Annotated in this window: 25 protein-coding genes; 14 read left to right on the top strand and 11 right to left on the bottom strand. The window is 46.4% G+C overall.

Going from position 1 to position 25,188, the window contains the following annotated elements:
- Positions 1 to 86 precede the first annotated feature (86 nt).
- The 3 genes from RQP50_RS20110 to RQP50_RS20120 all read left to right on the top strand — a co-directional run bounded on the left by RQP50_RS20110 (position 87) and on the right by RQP50_RS20120 (position 2,372).
- Positions 87 to 632 (top strand): PadR family transcriptional regulator, encoded by a 546-nt coding sequence (locus RQP50_RS20110; protein WP_315746507.1) that lies wholly within the window; start codon positions 87 to 89, stop codon positions 630 to 632.
- On the top strand, positions 616 to 1,824 hold the full coding sequence (locus RQP50_RS20115; protein WP_072729176.1) for a cytochrome P450: 1,209 nt from the start codon (positions 616 to 618) through the stop codon (positions 1,822 to 1,824). The genes RQP50_RS20110 and RQP50_RS20115 overlap by 17 nt, the downstream gene beginning before the upstream one ends.
- 179 nt (positions 1,825 to 2,003) lie before the next feature.
- The gene (locus tag RQP50_RS20120) at positions 2,004 to 2,372 is read left to right on the top strand and encodes an MmcQ/YjbR family DNA-binding protein (protein ID WP_036620387.1); all 369 of its coding nucleotides are present in this window, start codon (positions 2,004 to 2,006) and stop codon (positions 2,370 to 2,372) included.
- A 112-nt stretch (positions 2,373 to 2,484) separates the two neighbouring features.
- Here the strand turns inward: RQP50_RS20120 and RQP50_RS20125 are convergent, their stop codons facing one another.
- Positions 2,485 to 3,432 carry a prenyltransferase gene (locus tag RQP50_RS20125; protein ID WP_315746508.1) on the bottom strand — a complete coding sequence of 316 codons (948 nt, stop codon included), beginning with the start codon at positions 3,430 to 3,432 and terminating at the stop codon, positions 2,485 to 2,487.
- Positions 3,433 to 4,117: 685 nt separating this feature from the next.
- Here RQP50_RS20125 and qoxA point away from each other — a divergent pair.
- From qoxA to qoxD, 4 genes are read left to right on the top strand one after another with little or no spacing between them, the layout of a single operon-like run.
- On the top strand, positions 4,118 to 5,092 hold the full coding sequence (qoxA, locus tag RQP50_RS20130) for a cytochrome aa3 quinol oxidase subunit II (RefSeq protein ID WP_021260887.1): 975 nt from the start codon (positions 4,118 to 4,120) through the stop codon (positions 5,090 to 5,092).
- 29 nt (positions 5,093 to 5,121) lie between these two features.
- Positions 5,122 to 7,065, top strand: coding sequence for a cytochrome aa3 quinol oxidase subunit I (gene qoxB, locus RQP50_RS20135; RefSeq protein WP_021257345.1), 1,944 nt, complete (start codon positions 5,122 to 5,124; stop codon positions 7,063 to 7,065).
- The gene (gene qoxC, locus RQP50_RS20140; RefSeq protein ID WP_021257346.1) at positions 7,062 to 7,658 is read left to right on the top strand and encodes a cytochrome aa3 quinol oxidase subunit III; all 597 of its coding nucleotides are present in this window, start codon (positions 7,062 to 7,064) and stop codon (positions 7,656 to 7,658) included. The genes qoxB and qoxC overlap by 4 nt, the downstream gene beginning before the upstream one ends.
- 1 nt (position 7,659) lies before the next feature.
- On the top strand, positions 7,660 to 7,947 hold the full coding sequence (gene qoxD / locus RQP50_RS20145; RefSeq protein WP_005545125.1) for a cytochrome aa3 quinol oxidase subunit IV: 288 nt from the start codon (positions 7,660 to 7,662) through the stop codon (positions 7,945 to 7,947).
- Positions 7,948 to 8,014: 67 nt separating this feature from the next.
- On the opposite strand, the gene RQP50_RS20150 is transcribed toward qoxD, so the two are convergent.
- The 4 genes from RQP50_RS20150 to RQP50_RS20165 all read right to left on the bottom strand — a co-directional run bounded on the left by RQP50_RS20150 (position 8,015) and on the right by RQP50_RS20165 (position 13,778).
- Positions 8,015 to 9,565 (bottom strand): extracellular solute-binding protein, encoded by a 1,551-nt coding sequence (locus RQP50_RS20150; protein ID WP_315746509.1) that lies wholly within the window; start codon positions 9,563 to 9,565, stop codon positions 8,015 to 8,017.
- A gap of 30 nt (positions 9,566 to 9,595) precedes the next feature.
- On the bottom strand, positions 9,596 to 10,462 hold the full coding sequence (locus RQP50_RS20155) for a carbohydrate ABC transporter permease (RefSeq protein WP_315746510.1): 867 nt from the start codon (positions 10,460 to 10,462) through the stop codon (positions 9,596 to 9,598).
- A gap of 12 nt (positions 10,463 to 10,474) precedes the next feature.
- Positions 10,475 to 11,410: an ABC transporter permease gene (locus tag RQP50_RS20160; protein ID WP_028533330.1), complete on the bottom strand. Its 936-nt coding sequence runs from the start codon at positions 11,408 to 11,410 to the stop codon at positions 10,475 to 10,477.
- A gap of 181 nt (positions 11,411 to 11,591) precedes the next feature.
- Positions 11,592 to 13,778: a helix-turn-helix transcriptional regulator gene (locus tag RQP50_RS20165; RefSeq protein ID WP_315746511.1), complete on the bottom strand. Its 2,187-nt coding sequence runs from the start codon at positions 13,776 to 13,778 to the stop codon at positions 11,592 to 11,594.
- Between the two features lie 251 nt (positions 13,779 to 14,029).
- On the opposite strand from RQP50_RS20165, the gene RQP50_RS20170 reads away from it, so the two are divergent.
- Both RQP50_RS20170 and RQP50_RS20175 read left to right on the top strand, forming a co-directional pair.
- The gene (locus RQP50_RS20170; protein ID WP_315746512.1) at positions 14,030 to 15,157 is read left to right on the top strand and encodes a stalk domain-containing protein; all 1,128 of its coding nucleotides are present in this window, start codon (positions 14,030 to 14,032) and stop codon (positions 15,155 to 15,157) included.
- 162 nt (positions 15,158 to 15,319) lie between these two features.
- A complete protein-coding gene (locus RQP50_RS20175) occupies positions 15,320 to 15,478 on the top strand; it encodes a hypothetical protein (protein ID WP_315746513.1) in 159 nt (52 codons plus the stop codon).
- 123 nt (positions 15,479 to 15,601) lie between these two features.
- Here RQP50_RS20175 and RQP50_RS20180 read toward each other — a convergent pair whose 3' ends face one another.
- Both RQP50_RS20180 and RQP50_RS20185 read right to left on the bottom strand, forming a co-directional pair.
- Positions 15,602 to 15,916, bottom strand: coding sequence for a DMT family transporter (locus tag RQP50_RS20180; protein ID WP_072729182.1), 315 nt, complete (start codon positions 15,914 to 15,916; stop codon positions 15,602 to 15,604).
- A 1-nt stretch (position 15,917) separates the two neighbouring features.
- A complete protein-coding gene (locus RQP50_RS20185; protein WP_072729183.1) occupies positions 15,918 to 16,181 on the bottom strand; it encodes an SMR family transporter in 264 nt (87 codons plus the stop codon).
- A 237-nt stretch (positions 16,182 to 16,418) separates the two neighbouring features.
- Between RQP50_RS20185 and RQP50_RS20190 the strand changes: the two genes are divergently transcribed.
- The 3 genes from RQP50_RS20190 to RQP50_RS20200 all read left to right on the top strand — a co-directional run bounded on the left by RQP50_RS20190 (position 16,419) and on the right by RQP50_RS20200 (position 19,106).
- The gene (locus RQP50_RS20190; RefSeq protein ID WP_072729184.1) at positions 16,419 to 17,744 is read left to right on the top strand and encodes a PepSY-associated TM helix domain-containing protein; all 1,326 of its coding nucleotides are present in this window, start codon (positions 16,419 to 16,421) and stop codon (positions 17,742 to 17,744) included.
- A gap of 361 nt (positions 17,745 to 18,105) precedes the next feature.
- Complete coding sequence (locus tag RQP50_RS20195) at positions 18,106 to 18,780, top strand: hypothetical protein (RefSeq protein WP_072729185.1); 675 nt, start codon at positions 18,106 to 18,108, stop codon at positions 18,778 to 18,780.
- Between the two features lie 53 nt (positions 18,781 to 18,833).
- Entirely contained in the window at positions 18,834 to 19,106 is a 273-nt protein-coding gene (locus RQP50_RS20200) for a hypothetical protein (protein ID WP_315746514.1), read from the top strand.
- Between the two features lie 180 nt (positions 19,107 to 19,286).
- On the opposite strand, the gene RQP50_RS20205 is transcribed toward RQP50_RS20200, so the two are convergent.
- The 4 genes from RQP50_RS20205 to RQP50_RS20220 all read right to left on the bottom strand — a co-directional run bounded on the left by RQP50_RS20205 (position 19,287) and on the right by RQP50_RS20220 (position 22,775).
- The gene (locus RQP50_RS20205) at positions 19,287 to 19,715 is read right to left on the bottom strand and encodes a threonine/serine exporter family protein (protein WP_072729186.1); all 429 of its coding nucleotides are present in this window, start codon (positions 19,713 to 19,715) and stop codon (positions 19,287 to 19,289) included.
- A 68-nt stretch (positions 19,716 to 19,783) separates the two neighbouring features.
- Entirely contained in the window at positions 19,784 to 20,542 is a 759-nt protein-coding gene (locus RQP50_RS20210) for a threonine/serine exporter family protein (RefSeq protein WP_021257357.1), read from the bottom strand.
- Between the two features lie 224 nt (positions 20,543 to 20,766).
- Positions 20,767 to 22,056 (bottom strand): HAMP domain-containing sensor histidine kinase, encoded by a 1,290-nt coding sequence (locus RQP50_RS20215; protein WP_315746515.1) that lies wholly within the window; start codon positions 22,054 to 22,056, stop codon positions 20,767 to 20,769.
- Between the two features lie 23 nt (positions 22,057 to 22,079).
- Positions 22,080 to 22,775 carry a response regulator transcription factor gene (locus RQP50_RS20220; protein WP_072729188.1) on the bottom strand — a complete coding sequence of 232 codons (696 nt, stop codon included), beginning with the start codon at positions 22,773 to 22,775 and terminating at the stop codon, positions 22,080 to 22,082.
- A 399-nt stretch (positions 22,776 to 23,174) separates the two neighbouring features.
- Between RQP50_RS20220 and RQP50_RS20225 the strand changes: the two genes are divergently transcribed.
- Together RQP50_RS20225 and RQP50_RS20230 are read left to right on the top strand one after the other, a co-directional pair.
- On the top strand, positions 23,175 to 24,281 hold the full coding sequence (locus RQP50_RS20225; RefSeq protein WP_315746516.1) for a C45 family peptidase: 1,107 nt from the start codon (positions 23,175 to 23,177) through the stop codon (positions 24,279 to 24,281).
- A gap of 14 nt (positions 24,282 to 24,295) precedes the next feature.
- Entirely contained in the window at positions 24,296 to 25,180 is an 885-nt protein-coding gene (locus RQP50_RS20230) for an AraC family transcriptional regulator (protein ID WP_072729190.1), read from the top strand.
- Positions 25,181 to 25,188 lie beyond the last annotated feature (8 nt).

The raw sequence follows: 25,188 nt of genomic DNA on the forward strand, positions 1-25,188 counted from the left end.
CATTTACTGAGCCGCATATGATAAATTATCCCTGAGCATAGGTTAAAATAACCTATGCTCTAATTTATATACGAACAGGAGGACATATGTACATCGATATACTGTTGCTTCATCATCTCATGATTAAGCCTAAGCACGGCTATGAGGTAAAGAAGCAGTTGGAGCGTCTGTTCGCCGACTCCATCCGCGTCAACAACAACATGCTCTATCCCTCCCTTCGCAAGTTCGAACAGATGGGAGCCATTACGAAGGAAGTGGACGCCCGTCCTGGAAAGCCTTCCCGCCACATGTACGCCATTACTGAGCTAGGAAAAAAGATGTTCCATAAGCTGCTGCGGGATTTCCCCCCGGAATTTGCAGCTCATGAGCATGAATTCATTGTTCGCGTTAGTTTGTTCGATTATTTGCAACTTCCCGAACAGCAGGCGATTTTGAACGCCCGAACCGATTATCTTCGCAGCCAACTCGAAATCATTACCCAAGGACAGTCGCTCACCGAAGGCAAACCGTTCGCCATGAGCACATTTCAATTCCTGATCAAGAAGCTTCAAAGCGAACTGGACTGGATCGAAACTCTTAACGACCAGCTATACAATTACGGAGGAGGTAAATCAATTGAAAACAAAGGGTGAAATTTTTATTCATGAGATTACTGGGTTCAAAACGAAAGAGCAGTTGTGGAATCCGTATGCCTGGTTCCAGCATATGCGTGAAAAGAACCCTGTCTATTACGACGCAGAGCAGGATGTGTGGAATGTATTCCGCTATGAGGAAGCAAAGCGAGTTCTCTCTGATCATCAACTCTTCTCCAGCGTTCGCGAGCGCAGTATCGTCCCCGTTCCGAGGGATAACAGCGGTATCAGCCTGACCCTCTCGGATCCGCCGATACATCGGAAGCGACGTGCGCTTATTGCCAAAGCATTCGTTCCACGCAGCTTGGATCAGTGGAAGCCGAAAATTCAAGCAATCGTCGATGGATTACTTGACAACATGCAATCACAGAGCACGGTGGACATTGTGAAGGCATACGCTGTCCCGCTGCCTGTGACCGTAATTGCCAACCTGCTTGGCGTGCCGTCACGGGATTGGGAACAGATCAAACACTGGTCCAACATTTTGTTCATGGGCCATCATCGGGGGAGCATTGAGCAGCAGAAGCTTCAAAAAGACACGGCCATTAAAGAATTCTCAGCATATTTACTCCCCCTTGTTTTGGAGAAACGAGCACACCCTCAAGACGACATCTTGTCCGACCTGACCATGGCAGAATACGAAGGAAGCCGATTGACCGATGAGGAAATCGCAAGAACCGGTATCGGCCTCTTGGGTGCCGGAAATGAAACGACAACTACACTCATTACGAATTGTTTCTATAGTCTGCTCTATGATCAACCTTCTGCTTATAAAGAGCTGCGCAAACATCCTGAGTTTGCCCCGCAAGCGATCGACGAAACACTGCGCCACCGGTTCCACATCTCCATTGATCGTACAATCACGCAGGATACGAATGTGTTCGGCCCGCCTATGAAGAAGGGGCAGATCGTGATCGCTTGGATGAGTTCCGCGAATCGGGACGACAGACAATTTGCCTATCCAGAGAAATTCGATATTCATCGCATAGGCAACGACAAGCATTTGACCTTCGGCAGCGGCCACCATTTCTGTCTTGGCGCACCACTTGCCCGGCTGGAGGCAGAATATGCGCTAACATCCTTCGTCAAGCGGTTCCCTTTCGCTTCCGCATCGGAGACCTTCTACCTTGACGAGCATATGCCTGATCACAGCCACAAACTCTCCAGCCTACCGATCCGAATTCATGGATAGTCCATTTCCTTCTCCAACTCTACTTTTCCGCAACAAGAGAAATCTATCGCCGTATTTTTAGCAAATTCGACAAATTTTTTAAATGAACTTACAGAAGTCAATCCGCCCCGTTGCATTTCTATCAACCTTTCGATATGCTAAAGATAACTATCTTCATCTATGAAAAGGAATGTTTCGACATGCAGGATTGGAATGACTATTGTTTTGACAAACAAGGCGCTCGTCTGACCTACCCGTTCGGAGACGATGTCCCCGTATTCCGTGTAGGTGGCAAAATATTTGCTTTGTTCCGTGAAACGGACGGTTGTCCAAGTGTTACGTTGAAGTGTGACCCCTTCCGTGCCGAGTCCCTGCGCGAGCAATTCGCCGAGATCACACCGGGTTATCACATGAACAAGCGACATTGGAACACGGTGGCGCTCAATGGCAGCTTGAGTGATCAAGATATTCAGATGCTCATTGACCACTCTTATGATCTCGTCTTTAAGTCTCTGACGAGAGAAGAGAAAGCTGTCATTACCGCAAATCAATTGATGGGGCGAGTGTAGGTGATCATTCACCTTTACGGTTCGGAGGACGTCAATGTCCTACATGGATGACGTCTTTTTGCGGACAAATAAGACAGGGGATGTGCCAAGCGGCACATCCCTTGTCTTATGTTCAAGAGAATAAGATTGCTAATCCCAACACAAGGATACGAGCAGCATTCATCAGAATGAAGTTCTTCACGGCCAGTACAAAGGTATGTTCCTTCGTCTGCTTCGTTATGAATTTCTTCATATTTCTTCGTACAGGAATGAACGTTGCCACAATAAGCAGCAACAGCACAGGGTGTACCCCGATGGCAAAGAGGACAATGACGTCCAGGTACGCCGCCACATACATCCATTGGAACAACAACAGTGCGCTCGGCTTCCCGATATATACAGGCAGTGTATACCGCTTGTTCGCCAGATCGTCCTCAATGTCGCAAATATTATTCGCCAGCATAATATTCGCTATGCTCAGAACAGCTGGAATCGATATCGCGAACACCAACAGCACTTCTATTAGATTGATATCGAGATGAGCCATCCGAAAGTCAATCGCCAGTGATACAAGCTGTTCCTTGTCTACATGTATGTATGTAGAAATGAAAATGATAACGAACCCCATAAACAATCCCGAGAACAACTCACCAAGCGGCATTCGTGATATCGCAATCGGACCCAGCGAATAGAGGAAACCTACAAGGAAAGACAAGCCTCCTAACCCAAGAATAAGAATATCCGTCTGCAGCACCAAGGCAACCCCAGAGCTTATGGCCGTTACAAGAAGCATAACAATGACCCCAACTACCCTCGACTCCTTGAGTCCATAGGATACAATCGCATTGTGTACTTCATAACCATACCCGTGTGTTTTAATCGCCTTTTTGTAATCAATATAATTATTAATGGCCGTGGTCGCCATGTCGAAAGACAATAATGAGGCGAACATAAGTAGAAATGGAACTAGCCGAAATTCATGAAATCGATATAGCGCGTATAACGTTCCGATGAAGAACGGTATCATGCTCGCTACTTTCGTTTGGATTTCAACTAACCTAAGAAATTGCCCAACCTTCACCTCGTTACCCCCATGTTCCGCAAATAAATTGGTGTACCGCCACTGTTCTTGAACCCACATAAAAATATATCAAAATCCGCCTTCCTCGGATAGCGGATGATATATTCTACCTCATAAGGTGTCGTATTCTAGCGAAAACCCGCGAATTCACGAGTAATTAGAGCTAAAAACACTCTATCCTACTTAAAATTAGAATTATTTCCTAACAATCGTTATGAATGGTTATTCTGTGCTGTTCGTATACGATGTATTACAAAACGGAGTGAGCGTGCGCTAGAACGAGCAATTCGGATCTCACCATTGCTTATCTACCACGGTTCATACCAACATGCACATTTACTTCTGCTGTACACAAATCCTTTAAAATTGAGGAATAATGTGGGTATTACCGCCTTTGAAGGGTGCACAATTGTGACAGTATTGGTACACTTGATGGTCTTAGAGGCAATTATGAACAAATTTCAAAAACGGCGATTTTGGCGGAAATTCAATGATATTTATCACTTTTTCGGCTTTTGGGCTCAATTTGGGCAGGAAAAATTGATCCTTATATGGATATCTATGTCAACTAAGGATCACTATGTCATTTGTAATTCAGAGTGCTTCCTAATAAGATATAGCATGGTTACAATATCCCGATTTCCTACTATATATAAAGCCAACCAACAGAGAAAGGGGTACCTTGATGAAAAAGAAAGGGTTGTTATTCACCTTATTCGCAGCTCTTCTTGTCCTCTTGACCGGTTGTGATTCATTAGATGTTTTGAATCCGAAAGGTCCTCAGGCCAAGACGCAGTCCGACGTCATTATTTTCTCCATGATTATGATGGCAGGAATTTTGTTCGTCGTGTACGCACTTTATATTTTCATGTTAACGAAGTATCGCGCTTCAAAATCAGCACCTGATTATGAGCCTCCTCATGAGGAAGGCAGCAAGTGGCTGGAAATTACGTGGACGTTAATTCCGGTCATTATTGTAACCGTGCTATCTGTTGTGACGATTCGCTCTACTGTTGCAGTAGAATCGCCTCCAGAAGGCTATGACAATCAGAAGCCACTCGTTATTTATGCCGCATCATCCAACTTCAAATGGCATTTCAGCTATCCAGAAGAAGGCATTGAAACAGTGAACTATCTGAATATCCCTACGAATCGCCCAATCGAGTTCCGTCTCTATTCTTACGGACCGATTACAAGCTTCTGGGTACCGCAGCTTGGCGGTCAGAAGTACGCGATGAGCGACATGGTGACGACGCTTCACCTTGCAGCTGATCATGAAGGTTCATTTATGGGTAAAAACTCGAACTTCAGCGGTAAAGGCTTTGCGCACATGCAATTCGAAGTGCTCGCAATGTCCCCTACCAAGTACACAGAGTGGGTAAAAGAAGTGAAGGGTACCGCTTCTGAATTGACAGAAGAGGAATTCAACTCCTTGCTGAAGACCGAATTTGTGGGACGGAAATCTTATTCCTCCACACACTTGACATTCAGACCAGCACCAGAGGGCGAACATGGCGGCCACAATCATGGTGGATCGTCTCATGACGACTCTCATAAGGAATCGGATAAAGAAATGGATCACTCGAAAATGGATCATTCGAACATGGAACATTCCAACGATGAACACCAAGAGATGGATCATTCTCAACATGGCAACTAGATTGAACAAGAAAGGAGTAATTTGAGACTATGAAATGGGACGAATTTTTCGTTACCGGCGAACCGATGATTTATGGCGCTATGGCCAGCATCGTGCTCGTGACGATAGCCATCATCTTCAGCTTGACCTATTTCAAAAAATGGGGCTATCTGTGGCGGGAATGGCTGACAACCGTTGACCATAAGAAAATCGGTATCATGTACATCCTGAGTGCCCTGGTCATGCTGTTCCGCGGCGGTATGGACGCTCTGATGATGCGTACGCAGCTGGCTGCACCTGATATGAAGTTCCTGGATGCCCAGCACTATAATGAAGTATTTACAACGCACGGCGTTATTATGATTCTCTTTATGGCGATGCCATTTATTATCGGCTTGATGAACGTAGTTATTCCGCTCCAAATCGGGGCACGCGACGTCGCATTCCCTCGCCTGAACGCAGTCAGCTTCTGGCTGTTCTTCTGGGGAGCAATGCTGTTCAACATCTCGTTCGTTATCGGGGGCTCCCCGGATGCGGGCTGGACATCTTACTTCCCGCTTGCAGGTCCTGAGCTTGCACCGAAGATCGGGAATAACTTCTATGCGATCGCATTGCAGATTGCAGGTCTTGGTACTTTGATGACAGGCGTCAACTTCATCGTTACGATCTTGAGAATGCGCGCACCTGGCATGACATTGATGAAAATGCCAATGTTCACGTGGTCGGTTCTGATCACGAACGTTATCATTTTGTTCGCATTCCCTGTATTGACTGTAGCGCTTGCGCTTATGACATTCGACCGCATGTTCGGCTCTCAGTTCTTCTCGATGGCCAACGGCGGTATGGATATGCTCTGGGCCAACCTGTTCTGGGTATGGGGACATCCTGAGGTATATATCGTTATCTTGCCGGCCTTCGGTATATATAGTGAAATTATCTCAACGTTCTCTCGCAAGAACTTGTACGGTTACAAATCGATGGTTGTCAGTATGGTAGCCATCTCGCTCTTGTCCTTCCTCGTGTGGGCGCATCACTTCTACACGATGGGTCACGGCGCAATGGTTAACGGATTCTTCTCCGTTAGTACGATGGCGATCTCGATTCCGACCGGGGTTAAGATATTTAACTGGCTGTTCACCCTGCGAAAGGGTAAGATACAGTTCACAACACCGATGCTGTACTCTCTTGCCTTCATTCCAATCTTCACGATTGGTGGCGTAACGGGCGTTATGCTTGCAATGGCAAGTGCTGACTATCAGTATCACAATACGATGTTCTTGGTTGCTCACTTCCACTACGTATTGATTCCAGGTACCGTATTTGCGGTTATCGCAGGTATGTACTACTGGTTCCCTAAATTGTTCGGCTTCCGCCTGAACGAGCGTCTTGGTAAGATCAGCTTCTGGTTCATCGCAATCTTCTTTAACGTGACATTCCTTCCATTGTTCTTCTTGGGACTGAAAGGTATGACACGCCGTATGTACACGTACTCTGCAGAAACTGGCTTCGGCCCGCTCAACTTGCTTGCAACAATCGGTTCTGTCGGTCTTGCTATCGGCTTCGCGATTCTCGTGTACAACATTTACTGGAGCTTCCGCTACCAGCCTAGAGATACAACGAGCGATCCGTGGGATGCACGCTCGCTTGAATGGGCAACGCACAGTCCGGTGCCTGAATATAACTTTGCTATCGTTCCAAAGGTGAAGAGCCTTGATGCCTTCTGGCTCTGGAAAAAGAACAAGCAACCATTGTTCGAAGGTGAGCTTGAAGAAATCCATATGCCGAACAATAACGGCCAGCCGTTCATTCTCGGTGTTATCTTCTTCTTCTGGGGATTCTTTATGGTATTTATGTGGTGGACACCTGCCATTATCACAAGCTTCCTCATTCTGATTATGCTTGCAGTACGTTCCTTTGAACGGGATCATGGCCGCCATATCTCGGTGAAGGAAATCAAAAAGACGGAACAACAATTGCGGGGTGATAGAGCATGAAGATCGATAATACGCTGCCGCTAGAATATCAGACAGAGGAGAACCGTAACCGAATCTTCGGCTTCTGGCTGTTCCTCGGCGCGGAGATTGTACTCTTCGCGACTTTGTTCGCCGTTTACTTTACACTGTGGACTCGTACGGGCAACGGCCCGTCTGCCAAAGAAATCTTTGAAATCAAGCCTGTATTGCTGGAGACATTCCTGCTCTTAACGAGTAGCTTCACTTGCGGACTTGCGATTCACAGTATGCGCATGAAACTGAAGAAGCCAGCCATGGTCTTCTTCGGAATCACGCTGCTGCTCGGCCTAGGCTTCCTGGGCGTTGAGATTTTCGAATTCGTCACTTACGTGCATGAAGGTGCAACACTGCAAACTTCTGCCTTCCTGTCCAGCTTGTTCGTCTTGCTTGGAACACACGGTGCGCACGTAACGATGGGTCTTCTGTGGGGATCCGGATTGATGATGCAAATCAAGCGTGAAGGATTTACACATGATACAGCGAACAAGTCGTTCATCTTCTCGCTGTACTGGCACTTCCTTGACGTAGTATGGATCTTTATCTTCAGCTTCGTATACTTGAAAGGAATGATGTGATATGAAACAACTATTCCCGATACGTCATGTAATGGGTTATGTCTTCTCTCTCGTCCTTTCTGTCGTTGCGTTAGCCGTCATTGTATGGGATATGTCATTCACAACAGGACTTACAATCTTGATCATCTGCGCAGCTATCCAGGCTGCCGTGCAATTGTTCCTGTTCATGCATATCGATGAAGATAAGACAACGAAAACAGCCAACTATACGAATATTCTGTACGCATTATTCGTAGCTCTCGTGACGTTGTTCGGTACACTGTTCACGATGATCTGGGGTTACTTGTAAGAAGAACGAAGAGGCTATCCCGAAGTCTTGCGACTTCAAGGATAGCCTCTTTTTTTGCAGTGATGAGCTACTTCTTTGCCAAGAAGGCATCAATTTGACGCTGCAGCTCCTGCTGAATCCGCTTGAGGGAAGGCCCTGCTTCAACCTCGAATTTCTTCAGTGTCTCCTCAGGATCAAGGACGCCATTGAACAATGCAGGATAGTACTTCGCCTCGACCGTATTATATTGGCTAAGGTCATTCTGTACAGTAGAGGAATCGAATTCGAATCCCGTCAATATATCCTTCGTGAAGCTGTCTGCATCGCGGAGTACAGCATCGAAGTGTTCGTACGTTTTGTCTGCTTCCACATCTGTCCGCTCATCGATTGGATTCCATACCCATACATAGCCGAATTGCGAATACCCCTTCGTATCGAGCAATTTGAATTCCTTGTCGCCAAGAGCTTCCCAATGTTTCCCTTGTATCCCGTAGGACAGCAGGTCATAATTTTCCTTCTGATTCGCCCAATCCATAAACATGACAGCGCGTTCCTTATTTTTGCTTACCTTCGGAACAGCAAGGAAGTTCCACTGCTTGAAGTTCGAGATATTTGCCCCTTTGGTCGGATCGAAGAAGGTCACGGTCTCCAGATCACCGTTAGGAACATTGCTCTTGAACTGCTGATCGAAGGAGAGTCCTGTACCGAACGATCCCTTCGTCACGATAGCGGCTTTCCCGCTCATGAAAGGCTGAATGAAATCCTTCGCAGTCAAAATATCCTTGTATACGAGGCCATCTTTATACATCTGTCTGGCCTCCTTCAACCATGTCATAATCGGTTCCTTATCCTCGAACAGATTGAATACTTTGCCATCATTATTTTTGTAGTATAAGGTCAGACTGCTTCCGAGTGCATGGGTAAACCGCGCATGCGTAATGTAATCATGAAGACTGCGCTGGCCGACAATCGAATACGTCTGCTGCCCGGTAGTTCCTGCCGCCGTAAACGGCGCAATGCCCGGCTCCTTATCCTTCACCTTGTAAGCAAAATCAATTAACTCCTTATAGGTCTTGATAGGCGGCACACCCAGCTTCTCACGAATATCCTTGCGCACGACATAAGCGTTGCCCGCCATGTAGACTAATCCAAGCGGCACTGCCATGATTTTGCCGTCATACTTGTTCGCATCCCACATTTGCTGTGGACGCTTCTCTAACACGTTCTTGCCATACTGCTTGAGCAGATCATCTAGCGGCTCATAGTAGCCGTCTGCAATCATTTGATTGATATGCAGCCATGGTGCATCGAAGATCAGATCGATATTTTCACCAGAAGCAAGGGTCACCTGTGTCTTCTGCCCCAAGTCAGCCCACGGCACGAATACGATGTCCAGCTTGACGTTAATCGTATCCTTCATCCGCTTTTCTGCTTCAGCAATGACAAGATCCATATCTGGCGGACGGTCTCCCGGGATCATAATCTTCAATGTAACCGGTTCCAATTTACTGCCTAACGACTCGCTCCCCTTCGAGGCATCCGTGCTGGACGATCCTTCCGTCCCTTTTGAGCAGCCCACAATCAGAGACAAGGACAATAGCAACACAAGCGAGATGTTCCACCAGCGTTTCATTTTCATTTCTTCGTCCCCCCTACAACAAGATATGAATTAGCCTTTCACGGATCCTAATGTCATGCCTTTAATGAAATATTTCTGCACAAATGGATATACGAACACAATCGGCCCAATAGTGATGCAGACAATAGCAAGCTGCATGCCGTAGGTTGGGACGACAATATTGTATTCCGTCTTGCTCCCTGCCACGTATGCCATGGCATTCAAGTTAGACATCAGCTGTCTAATCATCATCTGCAGCGGATGAAGCTTATAGTTATCAATAAATAGCAGCGACAAGTACCAGTCATTCCAATATTGCAGCGCATAGAACAGAGCAACCGTTGCAATGACCGGCAGGGAAATCGGCCATATGACACGGAAGAAGATACGAATGTCATTGGCCCCATCCACAGTGGCTGCTTCGTTCAACTCATAAGGCAGAGACCGATAATAGGACACAAGGATGAAGGCATAGAACGGGTTCAGCAAGTATGGCAGGACAAGAGCCCATAAAGAGTCTTTCAGATTAAGCCAGTTCGCAATGAGCATGTAGAATCCTACAAGTCCTGCACCGAACAGCATCGTGAAGAAGGTTAGGAAGGACAGAATATTCCGATATTTCACCTTCGGATGACTCAGCACGTATGCATAGGAAGCTGTAAGGAGAACGCCAAGCACCGTTCCGGTAATGGTGACAAATAACGTGACACCATAGCTCCGGAAGACCTGATCTCCGGACAAGAGCATGGCATACGCATCTAAGCTGAAGGACGTGGGGAACAACTGATATCCAGCAGTCTGGATATAGGATTCGTTCGCAAAGGAATTGATCAACACAATCCAAAACGGGATGAAGCAAATCAGGGCGAAACCAATTAGAAAACCATATACAATGACAAGAAACAATCGTTCACGCATGTTCATCACACCTTAGAACAATCTAGAATCTGGGTCAACCTTCCGTGTCAACCAATTGAAAAAAACAACGGCGATGAGTCCCATAAGAGACTGATAGAGGATAATCGCAGAGGACATGCTGAAGTTGCCCATCTGCCGCAGCGCGCGATATGCATACGTATCAATGACATCCGTCGTTGGGAATAATACGCCAACATCTCCAATAATGGCGTATATCATACCAAAATCCCCGTAGAATATTCGGCCGATGCCAAGCAGTGTCATAATGATGATGATCGGACGCAATAGCGGAAGCGTGATATACATGATTTGCTGGAAGCGGCTCGCCCCTTCCATTTTGGCACATTCATAATATTCAGAAGAAATACTCGTAATCGATGCCAGAAAGATAATGGAGTTGTATCCCGCTACCTTCCATACGTACACGAAGGTTAGAATATAAGGCCATACTCCAGGGGATAGATACCAATCCACCCCTTCAAAGCCAAGCGCCGTCAATGCCTGATTCATCATTCCTTCTGTAGAGCTGAACATCGTCTGCACCATCATGCTGACAACGAGCCAAGAAATGAAGTAGGGCAGAAAGACAAATGATTGCGCGGTCTTCTTAAACCACTTGCCTGTGACCTCATTCAACAGAATGGCGAGCACAACTGCTGTCCCAAGACCGAACACGAGAAACAGTCCGTTTAGAAATACGGTGTTCCATGTGACGCGCAGCCAGTCATTGCCTTGAAAGAAGAACTCGAAGTTCTGGAAGCCTATCCACTCACTGCCGAATAGTCCATCGGCAAGCCGGTACCTCTGGAAAGCCAGCAAGTGCCCCAGCATTGGCATATAAGCAAATAGAAGAAGAAACAGCAGACCTGGCAGAGCGAGTAAGTATAGGTATCGATTCTTCCTTATCTCATAAACAAATCCATGGCCTCCTCTTTTTGTACGTCGCAAAGCCTCCCCTCCTCACTATTCACGATCTATGTGTGAAACCATTGAGTAATAGGGTCATCGTAGCAGTTCACCTATGGATCTCACTAGTTCTCATTGGCCGAATCAGGTTCTGCTGTGGTATATGTCAGGGTTCTTATTTTGCCGATTTGGCTTCTATTTCGTTTACGGCTCATTCCCTACGCTAACCACTTGCCTCTTGCACCTGCTCCAGTCGGTACTGTGCTGGTGTCATCCCAGTTGATTTTTTGAAGGCGGTGAAGAAGTGGCTCTTGGTCTGGAAGCCTGCCTGCTGTGAAATATCTGCAACACTCAAATCGGAATGCAGCAGCAATTCCTTCACCATTTCGATACGCTTATTGAGTATGTACTGAGACATGGAGTATCCATAATGATCGAGAAATAGCTGGCGCACGTATTTGGCGGAGAGTGCAATATGGTCTGCGATATCATCGACGGACAGTGCTGGATCGTGAATATGATATTGAATATATTCGACCACCTCTTGAACGATCTTCCCCTTACGGTTCAAGCTCTTCTGATTGCCAAGCAGCGACATGATACGGACTATCTCTTCCTTCATCCACATATGGATATCCTCCAGCTTCGTGAACCTCTTCAGGCGCTGCTCCATCCCCTCCACACTATCAATGGAAGTCAGCTTGCTGAAGGATTTGACGAAAGAGAAGAATAATAGCCGCAGCTGGAACTGACATTCTGAATACCTCATCGTCTGCAATCTTGCAAATAATTGCTCCAGGAGGTTCAAGGATTGCTCTTCCTTGCCGCTCCGAATAGACTGGATGAGCTGATCCAGCAATATACCATCCGGCTGACAGTGCAAATCTGCGTATCGTTCATACTCCTGCTCCGTATAAATGCGATCCTCGCCGCTAACGAACTTGAACAATGTCACCTCACATAGCTCATCATAGACAACACGCATATCATCGCGAACATGCTTGGCTGCACTATAAGCAACAGTGATGTTCATCTGCACATGCTCCTTAGCCTGACGACGGAGCTCCGTTAATTGCTCCATCACATCATCTGCAGGTTCGGCAACTCCAATCAGAAGCAGCAGGTGATCACCGCCAAAGTCGACTACTTCGATCGTTCGGCTCTCGCTGCCTAGAAGTTCTTCCGCAATATTGCCAACTGCATACTTGAGCAGCTTCCGGGACATAAAGTCATATTGCTCCGCAATGTCATAGAAGCCATCAATCTTCACGACAGACAGCCTTATCCATTCGTGTTGAAGAATCCTCGATTCACGAGCAAGCGCTGCCCGCGTGCTGTCTCCCAATCTGCCCTGAAGAATCCATTGACGCAGGTATTCCGTCTTGATAAGGGGGTAATGATCGCGCAGCAGCGTGACACTCTGCTGAATCGCATCGTAATCACTGACAGCATGAACTCCAAGCTTCCCGTGAACCTGATTCGCCAGTCTTCGGAAGGGCTTGAAGAAGAGATGTGAATTCCAAAATACAACGATGAGCAGGACAACTAGCAGAAGTACCGAGTACAGCACGATCGTCTGCTGAAAAGTCGTCGCCTGCTGCCGGAATTGCTTCATTCCCGAGAGCGAATATAGGGTCCAGCCTTGCGCTTCTAAGTCGATATAGTTGATGTACAGTCTCTCCCCCTCGGTCTTGAGTTCGAGAGCACCGTGTTTATCATTCGATCTGGACTGAATAACCTCAGGCATAATTGACTCGTTGATTGCGCCAAGCACCTGTCTCCCCGACCGGTCTAATAACGCGACTTGATAATCCGGATCAGCGTCTCCCGCGATGAGGTACTGCTCCATTGCACGCTTATTCAACAATACTACGAGATAGCCATACTGCTCCTTACGGATATAGGAGGACGGAAGCAATAAGCCTATGTAGGATTTGTTTCCTACTTCATGATGAAAATATTGCAATAGAGTGGGAGCGCCTTGCTTCACTTTCTCGAGAATCGTATGGTCGGAGAATTCCTGAAAGTCGATCAGCCCTACATTGAAATCAATCACTTTTTCTCTGCGCATATTCAATAAGTAAGCGCCTTCAAAAAAGGGTTCTTTCGATAGGTACTTGGATAGGGTTTGGAGTGCTGCTGCATCCTGCAGTGGATCATCTTGATTCGAATACATCCAGTTCTGAATGGTCTGATCCCCATACATAGTCAGGCCATACCCTTTCAGCTTCGACAGAATAAATTCCGTCCGCTCCCTCGTCTCCTCAATTCTCTCCCGATTCATCGTACCTAGCTGCACAGTGGCATAATCTGAGAAACGCTGAACAAGAAACAAGGAGAACGGAATAATGATGAGGGTGATAAATATGCCACTCCATACAAAAATGCGCAAATACGTAGATTTGAACATAACCGTAAACTGCCCCCCTCCTCGACGATCTGAACAGACAGTTGTCTGGAAACTTATGAGTACTATCTTAGCCGAACCTCCCCGCAATTGCCTAGTTCTCGATCTTCCGTCAAGTTCTCTTTCGCCCAATTTCCATGTGTCCAAGCTTTATAGTCGCCTATTGATCGTGGCCGATCCCTTGACCTGTTGCCTTCCCCTTTCCAGATTCGTCCTGTAATATAGGATGTATATACCTATTTGGAGGGAGATCCTTGAAGATCCTAAAGTGGTTGAACTATGTTTTGGCCGCCGCCGTATTGTTGACAGCCGCCGTCTTCCTCTTCCGTCCCAAAATCGGTTTAGAGTCCGATATTACCATCCGGATTAACCATGCAGAGGCAGAACTAAACGGTAAACCCATATTTCAGTCGGGACGCATATACGTGCCGATGTTTTCACTTGGCCATTATTTATCCTTTTTCACCTGGATGGATAGTTCCAACGATTCCTTTCGCGTGCTTGTTCCCGGACAAGAGGTCATCATGAAGGTAGGGGAATCTCAAGTCAAATCCTTCGGCAAAACGATGCAGCTTGAGGGAGCCCCGATTATACATAACAACGCGCTGTATGTTCCGCTTCAGCTGTTCTCTTCCGTATTGCAAGTACCGATGTCTTGGGAAAGCAGGACTGGCACCGTGGATATTACGTATAACACGCCGTATATATTCGCAAAAGAGAAGGGTGCTGCATTTTGGTTTCGCAAAAGTATAGGTGACCTGTATATGAGTACAGGCAATAAGCCATTTTTACTTAAAAATATAAACTTGAAAACTTCGGATACCAGCATATTAGCTGCATCCCAGATCAGTAATGACAGCTATATGCTGCAAATCGAGGATGACACTATTACAGGCTATGTTATCTATAGAGCGATCATCCAACATCATAAAGTGGCGATTTCGTCCTTAGCCCAGTACAAGAGAAGCGGAAATACTGTTAAAAGCATTGATAGAGTCGGAGACTTATGGGTTATGATCGATGACAGCACCTTGAAGCTCGTTGCATCGGACGGGACAATCAAAGCATCCTATTTCGCACAGGAGATCTTCGGAGAGAACGATACGTTTACGGTGGAGGAAGCCTTCGACGATTACTTACTCGTACGCCCATCCAGACAGAAAATCCTGTATCTCTTCAATAGGAAGACCAAAGAATCGATAGCTTTATACAAACATCTCATGACTAGCGAGGAACAAGCATCGATCGACTCCGCATTGGCCAACGGATTGAACAAGGATGGCGACAGTCTTTACTTCAATCGTATAAAGGGAGACGTGCTCTATTTTACTCGTCGGATCGCTGGCGCGAATCCAAACTCGTATACATATCAACTGAAGTAGTAGGACAAAGAGCCTCTGGAACTGACCTCATTTGGGTCAGGCATCCCGGTGAACCTGCTTCCCGGTCATGATATTACACAGGCACAATCCATTCTAACGGATATGGGAAGGTTCTCAAGAAGCGCTTCGTTCACTGCTCCCGGGGGAGAGCAGGGGATTAGCATGGCGGTCGTTAATGCGCTCTCATCCACGCTTTCCGTGGAGATTCGCCGTGAAGGAAGGGTATTCCGCAAGGAAGATTACGGACAATCGGTATTACTCAAGATACAGGAACGAGCATTACATTCCTGCCAGACAATAAGTTTTCCGCTTGGCAATTGAATACGACATACTAGCTGCACGCTTTAGGCATGAGGCTGGCCAAGAATCCATTTACACATCTTGTACTGTTGCAGTCTATAAAGGAATCTTGGCCCCCCCGTTGGGCTGCTGTCAGCGATCCGGTTAATCAAGCAGCTTCAAGCCGACCACGCAGCCAATGATCCCTAATATGCATAACAGGCGAAATGGATGCTTCGACTCTCGGTATATCAGCATCCCCACTAATGCCGAACCTACCGTACCGACTCCTGTCCATACAGCATAAGCGGTCGACAGCGGTATCATCTGCGTGGCACCAATAAGCAATTTAAAGCTGAGGAAGAAGGCGGCAATCATCATAATGTTATTTGGCCAATTGTTCTTCTCAGCTACCCTTTTAATACCAATGACACCGATGACTTCAAGCAGCCCTGCCGCAATTAAAGTTATCCACGCCATCTCAGTGCCCCTCCTTCCCACTCGTCAGCTTCAAGCCCATGATGAACAGCAAAAGCAGCAGTATGATTCCGATTTTGAGCGGATGAAACGTATTAGACATAACGGCTTCTACAACGACCGTCCCAACAGTCCCAATACCTGCAAATACGGCATACGTTGTCCCGATTGGGATGACCGCAGCAGCACGGATAATAAGGTCAAAACTAAGCAGCAGCGCTACAAGAACAACTAACGGTGGAATCTGCTCGTACTTGAAGCCGCTTATGGCGTTCTACTTATGACCTTCTACTACTTCATTTCCCCCTTTCTTCTGTCATCATTTTTCCTATATATACCATTATCTAATAATTCTCTACTACGATTATCTCGAAATTAAGTAACTAAATTTTCAATAAATGCGGTGAAATATAGCCCGATCGAGTCTTGTCTGCTTTTTCGCATCAACATACAATGACCTAGTATTGCAACCTAGCCCCTGTTTTTAGAGGAGGAACATCATAGTATGAAGACAAACAACAGACTTAGCCATATGTTTTGGCGGTGGCATTTCTATGCGGGGTTGTTCATTGCCCCCCTGCTGATTACGTTATCGCTTAGTGGAATTGGATATCTGTTCAAATCGGAAATTGAGGATATCGCATACAAATCGCTTTACTTTGGACAGAGCGCCAACACCCAGACCTTAACAACAAGTCAAGCGATTGCAGCTGCGGAGCAAGCGTACCCGGGAGAACGAGTGACGAAGGTCAGTTACTTCGATGATGAATCGCGCAACACCAGATTCTCCATGCGTGATGAAGCCGGTCAAGAAAGATATGTATTTGTAGATCGTAACAAACAACTCGTTGGAAGCATCCTTGCCGACGATACTTTTGGCAATATTACTCGGAATTTGCATAGTTCATTGTTAGTGGGTGGAACCGTCATCAACTACTTGGTGGAGCTTGCAGCATGCTGGGCGGTATTTCTGATCGTCTCCGGCCTGTATATGAGTTGGAAGAAGAGGGCATCGGCAGCTGGGACAAAACGTGAGAAGGTGAAATCAAGACATACGGTCTTCGGTATTATATTCACCATCCCGTTGCTTATTCTTATCGTTACTGGGCTGCCTTGGTCAGGCTTCATGGGCAACCAGATCTATCAACTAGCAGCAAGCAATGAATCACTAGGGTATCCGAAGCTGTATGTAAGCCCGCCGCAATCCGAAGCGAAGGAGCTGCCATGGGCCACTCGCAAGGAGAAGGCTCCGCAATCCTCGTCAGGCTACCTGCAACTCTCTGTAGATGATATTGAGCATATGCTTCACCATTACGGAGTGACGAAGCCATTTGTCCTGAGCTTGCCAGCAGATGAGAAAGATGTCTACACGGCATCTAAATCCGCAGGATCAGGCATTACCGGAATGGATGTTATCAAGCCTAGCGAGGAAATAACAGCTTACTTCGATCAATATAGCGGTACACAGATTCATAAGATCGACTACCGTGATTATGGACTTATCGCCCAGTGGTTCACTTATGGGATTCCTTTGCATGAAGGGCATTTATTCGGTTGGCCGAACCAGATCCTATGCCTGCTGACGGTAGTTGCACTGCTTGCCATTGTATACTGGGGAGTTAAGATGTGGTGGATGCGCAGACCTCGCGGAAGACTTGCAGCACCTCCAAGACAGCCGTACACGAAATCAATGATCGGTTTCTTTGTCATTTTAATCATTCTCGGTCTGCTCATGCCGCTGCTTGGCATGTCCCTGCTTGTGATTGCAGTCATTGAACTGATACGTTTCCTGCTGTTCCGAGGGAAATCAGCGAAATCAGTAACCGGTTAACTATTGGGTATTGAAAAGGGGAGGCATGGGCTTTCCCCTTTTTTTACCTGCATCTATACTCGTTTTAACAAAACCTTGTTTCTTGCTACACACATGTTTATAAAGCGTAACTATCCATAGAAACCATTCAACCGTACAGACACTTCACCTGCATTCACCACCCATATACTCTCCTATCAAGATTTCCTCTGAAAAACCAATATGATTTCTAAACACCCTTAAAGATCCTATACAGGAAATACGCGAAGTAACATCAAATATTTATAATTTTTATGGAAATTAGAGGAATTTCCATCTCCTTGTAGAATACTAATTAGGTATCTATTATATGGTACTAATCCCATAATAAGGAGTGTATTCTATGTACAAGAAAATTATCGCTACTGTTCTTTCAGTAGGATTGATTTTCAGTTCGTTGGCTAATTCGACTTCTTTTGCCCAATCCACGTCTGCACCAATTAGTTTCAATTCCAGCTCTAGTTCTTTCAAAATTACGAGCATTAAAGATGCTGCAAGTTCTGCCCACCTATTAGAACCTTACATCTCTGTTGGCTCGAATGGGTTGCTTCATTTGGATGAAAAGGGAAAAGAAGTCGTGCCTTCAGAGACTTATGAACTTGTCAGTAAAGGCGTATCTATTTTGAATCTGACAATTGTGTCTGGAGAATCAACAGTCGATACCGCTAAACGTTTAGTAGTTCCTAATTTTAATTACAGCTCCAACATCAAGAGTGCCTTTTCCAACACTTATTGGTGGGGAGTAGCAATAACAATGACCGAGTCGGAAGCGAAGGACTTTGCTTATAGTTTAGAGCAAATTAAAGATGGATTTGCAACTGAAGCTGCAGTAGCGGGCATTATTGGAGGCATTATTGGAGGTCCTGCAGCATGGGCAGCGTCAGCTGCCGGTGCGATTGTTGCATTAGGAGCGGGGCTAATTTCCAGAAGTATTACGCACTACAATAATTCTAAAGGAGTTACACTGAATCTGCACTGGTTGCCCATTACATATTATGAGGTGACGAAAAACCAATAGTCCGTTCCCGTATGTTATAATCGCCATGAACCGTATTAATGGGAGGTGATAAAATGGCTCACCTTGGCGCTTTAATTGGTGTAATGGCTTTATTACTTTTCTATGCCTCGTTAGTAATTGGTGTATTTTTCTTTGTTTTTAAACGTGCAAAGTATCCAAATCACAGACTTGCTATTCTCACTCTAATTCTTTCATGTACAGTTATTGTTATACAATTACTTTCAAAAATCATTTATGGATACCGTATAGATTTATTTACAACATTCATGATGATCATTTTAGCAGTATCCTGTTCAGTACATTTAAAAATGAAAGCCAAGAAGTAGTTTCTTTAGGGGAAGTTTCCTTGAATTTCATACAATAAGACCATCAGTCTTAAAACTGGTCGAGTACGGGTTTAAATTTGCGCCCATACTCGGCCTTTTGTTCAGCTAACGGCAAAAAATCCCAAACCAGACGATGGAAATATTTTGAGATTACTTGCTTATTCTTATCACGGTTTTAGATCATCTTCTTACTCGCCTGCGCATCACCTGATGAAGCACTTCTGAAAAAATGATTCCGATCGCGATAGCACCCGATATCATCGACGCCTTGAAGGCAAGCTGAATCGCCTGATCGTACTGATCTTCTACAATATTTCGCATCGCATCATATGCGATACCACCGGGTACAAGCGGAATGACACCGGCAACGTTGAACACAATAATCGGGGTGCGATACAGCTTAGCGAACAAATGGCTCATCATCGCAATGACGAATGATGCGGCCAAGCTCGCAGGAATAGGGCCAATATTATTGTCCGTGCACAGAATATATACGAACCAGCCTGCCATGCCGACAAATCCACATTGAAGCATCAGCTTAGGCGGACTGTTGAATAGAATTCCGAACGCAGCCGAAGCAACGAAGCTCACAATGAGCTGCTCAATCATAACCAAGTGCCTCCCTCAGTCTATATGTCCATCGTGTTGAGTTCTAAATCCACTACCTAATTGCGATCCTAGGCAAATGACAAGACACAAGCGACCCCTGCTCCAATCGCGAAGGCAGTCAAAAATGCTTCCGCTCCCTTCGAGATCCCAGATACTAAGTGTCCCGCCATCAAATCACGAACTGCATTCGTAATAAGCAGCCCAGGAACAAGCGGCATCACCGACCCGATGACGATCTTATCGAGATCACGACCCAGACCATACTGCACACAGAAATAGGACACTGTTCCGACTACAATCGATGCTAGAAATTCAGAGAAAAACTTAATCCGCGATAAGCGATGGAAATACAGAAAGAGTGAAAATCCAAGCCCGCCAGCAAGCAGCGAGGGAATGAACTCAGGCCATCCGCCCCGGAACATAATCGTAAAGCAGCCGCTCGACAGCATCGCAGCAGCAATCTGCAGCCATACGGGGTAAGCCAGATTGGATACCTCAATCTTTTTCAGTAAACGATGAGCCTCTGTATAGGACAAGCTGCCGCTGCTGATCTTCCGTGAAATATCATTCACGAGTGTCACCTTCTTCAGATCAGTCGACCGCTCGGATATTCGATACAAGCGTGTAATCGGTGCTGAACCATCTATCGCGAAAATAATACCTGTCGGTGTCACGAAGCTGTGGCAATTCTCGTATCCATAGGAAGCAGCAATACGTATCATGGTATCTTCCACCCGATTCGTCTCTCCGCCGCTCTGCAGCATAATCTTTCCGGCTAATAAGCACAGCTGTGTAATTTCATAGCTTTCATTTGCTTGTAGGCTCATCCGATGTCTCCCCTATGAATGGCATGAATTTCCCATATTGTAACCGACAGGACAATCTTTAGTCTATGCCTGCTGATTATGCGGCTATTCGCAAGCCTTGGGGTATGCCCCTTGCGCATGAGCGACATCTCAAAAAGGCCCATTGAGTTTTCAATGAGCCTTGCCATACCGCTGAGCTCAAGCAGTGAGCTCATGCCTCAACTCCTTGTTGAATGCCTCCGCTATCACCTTGCGGAAGCACTTGAACGGGACATCGTTGGTGCTGTAACGATTACTCCATTGCTCGATGAATTCTTCGATACTGCTGGCAGTATCGTCTCGAATGTCGTCTGATACGGATTGCTGTATGCCGCGATTTGTCCTCCATGAACTTCGATAATACTTTTCGTAATGGCCAGCCCGAGCCCCGTACCGCCTGTCTCCTTGGAACGAGACTGCTCCACACGATAGAATCGGTCGAAGATGAATGGCAGATCCCGTTCCGGTATCGGATCCCCGTAATTGATAATGCGAATAACCGCCTGTTCGTCCAGCGACTGGATCTCAATATCGATATACCGCCCCTTGCGGCCATATTGAATTGCGTTTGACAATAAATTCTCATAAGCTCGAACGAGCCTGTCGCCGTCTGCCAGTACCTTGAGCGTGTCCTTCTCTACATGCAGTCTGCATTCCAAGCCTGCCTTCTCCAGACTCGGTACGAATTCCTCTACTAATTGACGGATGAAGCTCGTAATGTGCAGTTCCTGTACTTGAAGCGGAAGTCCGTTATTGATGCGTGTGTACTCGAACAAATCATCGATTAGTTTTTTCAAGTCGAGCGCTTTTTCATAGGCAATGTTGACATAATAACGAATCTCCACCTCGTCATGATAGCGATCCTTCTCAATGAGCTCGAGGAAGCCGAGTATCGATGTCAGCGGTGTGCGCAAATCATGCGATACCCCCGTAATGAGATCGCTCTTTGTTTTCTCCGCCTTCCGTTCTTCCTCAATCGATTGGCTTAACTGCCGGCTCATTTGGTTAATGCTCTCCGCCACATTGCCCAGCATTTGAGCTGATCTTACCGGTATTTCATGCTGGAGCTCGCCCGTGGCGATTTCACCCAATCCATGAGTAATCTCTTGCAGGTAGCTGTCCAATTCAGTCGCTACGCCATTGATCCTTTGTGCAATATCGCCTAATTCGTCCGACGAATCGATTTGGATCTTCACAGCAAAGTTCCCGTTCGCCATCTCCTGAAGCCCATCCGAGATATGCGTGAATTGACTTACTATAGGGCGACTCAGTTGATAGTAGCTAAATATAAATAACAGACATCCCGACATGACAAACACGGGCTGGGAGCCGATATTGTTGATCACCCATTTCAGCGCTATATTATACGGACTGTGCTGCAGCAAATAAGAGGCCAGCAGCTGTCCGAGCAGCAAAAAAATACCCGTGGCACCAATACTCGCAATAAACGTAATCAGGAACTTCCATCGAATCGAATTCAGCCATTTCGTCGTCATGTTTCGCTTCTCCATATCCGCTCCTATCCCATTTTATAGCCGATTCCCCAGACCGTCTTAATATATTGCGGGTTTTGGCGATCCTTCTCAATTTTTTCCCTTATCTTACGAATATGTACCATTACCGTGTTTTTAGATTCCATGAAGGGTTCGTTCCACACTTCTTCGTATATCTTCTCCATGCTGAGCACAATCCCACGATTGACTGCAAGCAGCTTCAATATGGAGAACTCCCGCGGCGTCAGCTTTACCGGAATATCGTCCACCATTACCGTGTAGGTCGCTGTATTGATCACCATATCATCAATGAAGATTTCATGTTCAGTGTGCGGATTTTCCTCTTGCCGGAGCTGTTTCGTTCTCCGCAGCAGAGATTTGATTCGCGCCATCAGCACGAGCGGATTGAACGGCTTCGTCTCATAATCATCGGCGCCAATGCTAAGCCCTGTAATTTTATCTATATCCTGATCCTTCGCGGACAGCATAATAATAGGTGTATTGCGTTCCTCCCGAATCTTCATGCATGCCTGAATGCCATCCATATGAGGCATCATCACATCCAGAATAATCAGCTGCACCTCATGCTTCTCCAGTAGATCCAAAGCCTCGATTCCATTGGATGCCTGAAGCAGCTCGTACCCTTCATTCTTCAAATAAATTTGCAGCAGTTCAATAATTTCCTTCTCATCATCAACGACAAGAATCGTTTCCTTGCCCATGTGACTATCTCCCTTTCCATGTATGCTAACAAAACGCTTCTGCTTGAAGGAGCGTCTTCCCTTGGTACATATTAATTCGACTTCCAACTACTTACTCCTCTTCTAACAGCGGGATGAGGACGAACCCCTTACGCCGTTCCAACTCTGCAGCTTACGTAATAAGCGATAATAAGCGATATATAATAGGACGCTCAGTTAGGGGGATTGTTCCTGCCGTTAAGTGAATGTTAAGAAATTAAGAATTTGATAAGGATTGACCTTCAACCAGAGACAAGAGACATCTGAATATGCCGTATTGCTGCACACCCCTGAGAAGACAGCAGGAAATATCATAACGCGGGAAGCTTATCCCGCTACACTAGAACAAGAGCTAACAATGTCATGAAGGGGGATTTATGTATGCAGCAAATCCAAGGCTATTTTTCTTATATCGAGGGAACGCGTTTTGAGGCGGGGTACCAGCAAGGAGAGTTTGCGAAGAAGCATCCTCATTTTTTGCAGGGCATATTATTGAACGAGCCGTTACCTGATGATCAATGGAAAGAAACAGCCGCACTGCTTGAACAATATTGTCCAGGAATAACGGAGGAGATTGACGGATTCTGTGCAGCATTAGAAGTGCCGCCGTCGCTGATTTCTTATTATGCCAGCTCTGCGCTTCATTCAGGATGCAGCCATTGTGCAATTCTTCCAGCTAAAACCGAGAATGGGCACACGTACATGCTCCGCAATTACGATCTCTCCCCCAATGTGGATGATATGAGGCTATGCTCTACATCCATTGAGAAGGCGTATAGGCATACTGGCTTTTCCGTATTTCTGTTCGGCAGAACAGAAGGCATGAATGAGCATGGACTATGCGTCACCTTCTCTGCTTGCGGTATGCCTGTAGGCAATGCACCCGGTATGAGACCCCCTAGAGCTAGCGGCTTGCAATTCTGGGCAGTCGTGCGCGCTTTACTAGAACAGTGCCGCGACGTCAGCGAAGCCCTGCATCTCGTGAAGGAGATGCCGATTGCATCCAACATGAATCTCATCATCTGCGATCCGCATGGCCATGCAGCATTGGTCGAGACCTTCGATGGGCACAAAGCGATTCGCGAGGTAAGCGAAACAAGCCAAGCCCCTTATATCGCAGCCACGAATCATCCGCTGTTCGCGGATATTGAGCAATTGGAGCCCGGCAAATTGAATCATTCGGTCGTCCGCCAGCACATCTTGCAGCAGTTCCTGGAGCGGCCTGATTCTGTAACGATGGAGGATCTGCAATCCTTAGTTTCAACTGAATACCCGCAAGGCTTGGCTGTTCATAATTACAACCAGTGGTTCGGCACATTGCGTTCCATGCTGTTCGACTTGGATGATCGAACGATCAATATATGCTTTGGTTCTCCAATTGATAATCCATGGTATACTGTGCCCGTAGGCGGGAAAATGCCAGTAGATCATGTGCAGATATCGATACGTCATCATGATTATGCACCTGATTTTTGGCAAATGAAATAAGTGGTGATCCGGTTATGCAAACCTATAAGGAACAGATTGAACAAGCGATTCGATTCATCGAATCGCATCTGACAGAGCGGCTGGATGCAGAGCGTGTAGCCGCCTCTGTCCATTTGTCGTACTATCATTTTCATCGTATCTTTGCTGCAATGACAGGGGAGAAACTCGGCGACTACATTCGCAAACGTAGACTAACCGAAGCTGCTGTAGTCTTACTGTCGAGTGAGCGCTCCATATTGGACATTGCCTTAGAGTTTCAGTTTGAGTCCCAAGAGGCCTTCTCCCGCTCATTCAAGCAAGTCTTCGGTACAACGCCCGGCAGTTTCCGTAAGCGCAGCAGACGTCCCATCTTCCTCGAGAAGGATGCACTGCTGGACGATCGCCTGCAGCATCGGCTTGACTCCATTAGCCTTGTCCCAAGCATTACAGATATCGTGAATGATATTCATGTCGTAGGGGTTAGTGGGGCTGTCTCTCCCGATCACAATACGATACCGGAACTGTGGAAGGAACTACTTCAACGTCGTCATGAAATCCGCGCTCTGACGTCGGAACTCACAAGCTACGGAATATGTCCACCCCAACAAGATGTCAGGTTCCGAGACATCACGGAGCATTCGACTTTTGGGCATATGGCTGGATTCGCCGTGGAGCGTATTGCTGACATTCCGCACGGCATGCGGTCGTACACCATATCTGCCGGTACCTATGCTGTCTTCAAGCATCAGGGTTCTACCCAGCAGCTCCGGAGCACCTACGATTACATCTGGGGAACATGGCTGAACAACACACCGCTTCGCCTCGATGATCGGGCAGACTTCGAGGTATATGGACGTGACTTCTATGGACCACAGCATCCACAGTCGACGATATGGATTCACATCCCCATTCAAAAATAGGGAGGGTT

Source organism: Paenibacillus suaedae, from assembly GCF_032337355.1.
Classification (GTDB): Bacteria; Bacillota; Bacilli; order Paenibacillales; family Paenibacillaceae; genus Paenibacillus_B; species Paenibacillus_B suaedae.